The organism is Sphingobium sp. IP1 (genome assembly GCF_002708645.1).
In the GTDB taxonomy this organism is placed as follows: Bacteria; Pseudomonadota; Alphaproteobacteria; order Sphingomonadales; family Sphingomonadaceae; genus Sphingobium; species Sphingobium yanoikuyae.
The window spans coordinates 1-3350 of record NZ_NOIW01000217.1 but is presented as its reverse complement, the minus strand read 5'-3'; the positions used below and the strand labels follow the sequence as shown (position 1 = coordinate 3350).

The following is a 3350-nucleotide window of genomic DNA, read 5'->3' as shown; positions in this document are numbered from 1 at the left end:
CAACTAGGGATGGGTGGTTGCGGGGGCAAGGGCGGATGGCCTTGCAGCGGGATGCAATCTATGAGAACAAAAAGGGAATCACGCAAGATGCGAATGGAGCAAGATGATGGTGACGGGGCGGTGCCAGTGTGGGGCGATCCATTATGCGGCGGAGGGCGAGCCGGTTTACAGCGCGCTCTGCCATTGCAGCGATTGCCGGATGAGCGCGGGCGCGCCGATGGTCGGCTGGGCGCTGTTCGCGCATAACAAGGTGACGATAGAGGGCGATCCGGTCACCTATCAGTCGTCGGACAATGCGACCCGCCATTTCTGCGGCACCTGTGGCACCGGGCTGTTCTACACCAACCCGACGGTCTTTCCCGGCATGATCGACATCCAGAGTGCGACGCTGGACGACCAGACGGTCTTTCCGCCGGCGGTGCATGTCCAATATGCCGAGGCGGCGCCGTGGATGGCGGCGGCGCATGACCTGCCCCGGTTCGATCGATACCCGTCGGACTGAGCGTGCAGTCGGCGTCAGCGGCGGCACGGTTCGTCGCTGACGCGGAACAGGGACGCGGGGCGGCCGGTTTCTCCCTTGCTCGGGGCAAGGAGTAGAAGGACCAACCCGATGAAGATCATCATGATCGCCGGTTTTGCTGCCCTGTCGATGGCGGCGCTGCCCGGTCAGGCCGGGGCGCAGCCGATGTCACCGCCGGCCCAGAACCAGGATCCCAATGCGGCCCAGCCGACCGGCGCGGTGCCGGCCGAGACGGGCATGGTGCCGGCGCCGGCGGACGTGCCGCGCGATCCGGCCGCGCCGGTGGGCACGGCGGCCAATCCTGTGACGGTGGGCGGCAACATGACGCCGCCGCCGACCGAGGCGAAGGCCTATCCGGTCTGCGGCAAGGGCGTGCAGGATGGTTGCGTCAATCCGGGCGAGGCGAAGAAGAGGATGCGCAGGCCGGGCTGAGATCGGCGGCTGTAGGGCCGGGCAGGGCGGCGATGAGGGCCGCGAGGCCAGTCCGGTCGCGCGCCGCGTCGGCCAGGCTATAGCCATCCAGCACGGTCAGGAAGGCGTCGACCGCCTGGGCCAATATGCCCGACAGGCCGCAGGCCGGGCGGATGGCGCAGGACGCGCAATCGGCCATTGCCATGTCCGGCTCGCTATGACGCACGACCGCGCCGATGCGGATATCGGCAGGATCGGCTGCAAGGGTAAAGCCGCCGCCGCGGCCACGCTGGGTACGAATAAAGACGCCCTGGCCCAGGCCATGCACCACCTTCATCAGATGATTGCGCGACAGGCCATAGGCATCGGCAATTTCCGGGATCGTCGCCCGTCCGCCCGGTACGGCGGCGAGGTGGATCAGCACGCGCAGCGCATAATCGGTGTGGCGGGTCAATTGCATCGCGCCCTCCTATCCTGCGGGCAGAGCGTCATAAACATATATTCAATTTACATCTTAAAAGATGCATATTAAATGAACCTTATCGAGTCCCTGATAAGGAGCCTGTCATGCGCGAAAATCTGTCCCCCGAAACCATCGCCATCGTGAAGGCGACCGGCCCGGCGCTGCGCCGCCATGGCGTCGAGATCACCACCCGCATGTATGCACGGCTGTTCGAGGATGCGTCGATCAAGGACATGTTCGATCAGGCGGCGCAGGCCAGCGGCGAGCAGCCCCGCCGGCTGGCGGCGGCGATCCTGGGCTTTGCCGAGAATGTCGACAAGTTGCAGGCGCTGGACGGCGCGATCGCGCGCATGGTGCAGCGCCATGTCGATACGGGCGTGCAGCCGGACCATTATCCCAAGGTGGCGGCCGCCCTGCTGCCCGCGATCCGCGAAGTGCTGGGCGAAGAGATGGCGACCGATGAGGTGCTGGGCGCCTGGGCGGAAGCTTATGGCTTCCTGGCTGATATCCTGATCGGCAAGGAACAGGCGGCCTACGCAGAGGCCGCCTGATATTCCGCCTGATCGTTACGCGGCGGGCGCGTTGTCCTCTGCGCGGAGCAGGGTGAGGCGTGCCTTGCCGACGTCGCGCACGGCGTCGACGATGAAGCCCTTGACCGCGACGTCCTCGCGACGGTCGGTTTCGATGCTGATCCAGGTGGCCGGGCTGGTCCAGCCCAGGCGCGCCAGTTTGTCGAGTGCGACCTGGCCCGCACCGGTGTCATAGGGCGGGTCCATGAAGATGAGGTCGAGCGGCGTCTTCGTCGGGCCGAGCGACAGCACGCTGGTCTGGCGGATGTCGGGGCGCAGGCCGAGCTTGTCGCCATTGGCGCGGATCGCGTCGATCGCCGCCTTGTCCTGCTCGACGAACAGGCAGGAGCCGGCGCCGCGCGACAGGGCTTCAAAGCCCAGCGCGCCCGAGCCGGCGAAGAAATCACCCACGGCCAGGCCCTCGAACGATCCCAGCCGGCTCGCCAGCATCGAAAAGAGCGTCTCACGCGTGCGGTCGCCGGTGGGACGGGTGGCGTCGCCCTTGGGCGCGACCAGCGGACGGCCGCGCCATTGGCCCGATATGATCCTCATTTCTGTGCTTTCTTCAGGCTGCTGCGGAAGGCGACCAGATCATGCTGGCGCACTTCCTCGACCGCGCCACCGGCCAGTTCTCCCAGTTCGAACGGGCCGTAGCTGGTGCGGATCAGGCGATTGACCTTGAGTTCGAAATGTTCGAGCACGCGGCGCACTTCGCGGTTCTTGCCTTCGGTCAGGGTCATTTCGATCCACTGGTTGCGGCCGGTGCGCCGTTCCAGATTGGCCTCGATCGGACCATATTGGATGCCGTCAATCTCGATGCCGTCGAACAGATCCTCCAACTGCTGCTGGCTGACCTCGCCAAAGGCGCGGGCGCGATAGGTGCGCGGCACGCCGGTCGAGGGCAATTCCATCTCGCGCTTGAACTCGCCATCGGTGGTGAGCAGCAACAGCCCCTCGGTATTCATGTCGAGCCGGCCGATCGGCATCAGGCGCGGCAGGTCGTCGGGCAGGATGTCGTAGATGGTCGGCCGTCCGGCGGGGTCGCGCTCGGTGGTGAGGAAGCCGGTCGGCTTGTGAAACAGGAACAGGCGCGCGGGGGCCGGCGCAGCGACCGGATCACCGTCGACGGTCACGCCATGGAGCGAGGTGAGCAGCGTTGCGGGGGTGTCGATCGTGACACCGTCCCTGGCGATACGGCCTTCCTCGATCATCCGCTCGATCTCGCGGCGCGAGGCGATGCCGGCGCGGGCGAGCAGCTTGGCGATGCGCTGGGGTTCGCCCTTGCCGCTGGTTTCCGCGGCGGCGCGGGCCGGGTGCGGGTTGGCGGTGTGGGGGGCGGCGGGCTTCTTGCTGCCGGGGCGGCGCGGCGGATAGGATGTGCCGGGCG

At 66.8% G+C, this 3350-nt stretch carries 6 protein-coding genes; 3 read left to right on the top strand and 3 right to left on the bottom strand.

All coding sequences use genetic code 11. The annotated features are described in order from the left end of the window. Positions 1-106 precede the first annotated feature (106 nt). Both CG471_RS29390 and CG471_RS29385 read left to right on the top strand, forming a co-directional pair. Entirely contained in the window at positions 107-502 is a 396-nt protein-coding gene (locus CG471_RS29390) for a GFA family protein (protein ID WP_099234614.1), read from the top strand. 108 nt (positions 503-610) lie between these two features. Then, the gene (locus CG471_RS29385; RefSeq protein WP_099234613.1) at positions 611-952 is read left to right on the top strand and encodes a hypothetical protein; all 342 of its coding nucleotides are present in this window, start codon (positions 611-613) and stop codon (positions 950-952) included. On the opposite strand, the gene CG471_RS29380 is transcribed toward CG471_RS29385, so the two are convergent. Further along, complete coding sequence (locus CG471_RS29380; protein ID WP_099234612.1) at positions 909-1391, bottom strand: Rrf2 family transcriptional regulator; 483 nt, start codon at positions 1389-1391, stop codon at positions 909-911. The genes CG471_RS29385 and CG471_RS29380 overlap by 44 nt on opposite strands. 107 nt (positions 1392-1498) lie before the next feature. On the opposite strand from CG471_RS29380, the gene CG471_RS29375 reads away from it, so the two are divergent. Beyond that, positions 1499-1945: a globin domain-containing protein gene (locus CG471_RS29375; protein WP_099234611.1), complete on the top strand. Its 447-nt coding sequence runs from the start codon at positions 1499-1501 to the stop codon at positions 1943-1945. A 15-nt stretch (positions 1946-1960) separates the two neighbouring features. On the opposite strand, the gene rsmD is transcribed toward CG471_RS29375, so the two are convergent. Together rsmD and CG471_RS29365 are read right to left on the bottom strand one after the other, a co-directional pair. After that, a complete protein-coding gene (gene rsmD / locus CG471_RS29370; RefSeq protein WP_037521740.1) occupies positions 1961-2515 on the bottom strand; it encodes a 16S rRNA (guanine(966)-N(2))-methyltransferase RsmD in 555 nt (184 codons plus the stop codon). Then, on the bottom strand, positions 2512-3350 hold an 839-nt coding region (locus CG471_RS29365; RefSeq protein WP_143560318.1), incomplete at its 5' end, for a pseudouridine synthase. The genes rsmD and CG471_RS29365, both read right to left, overlap by 4 nt.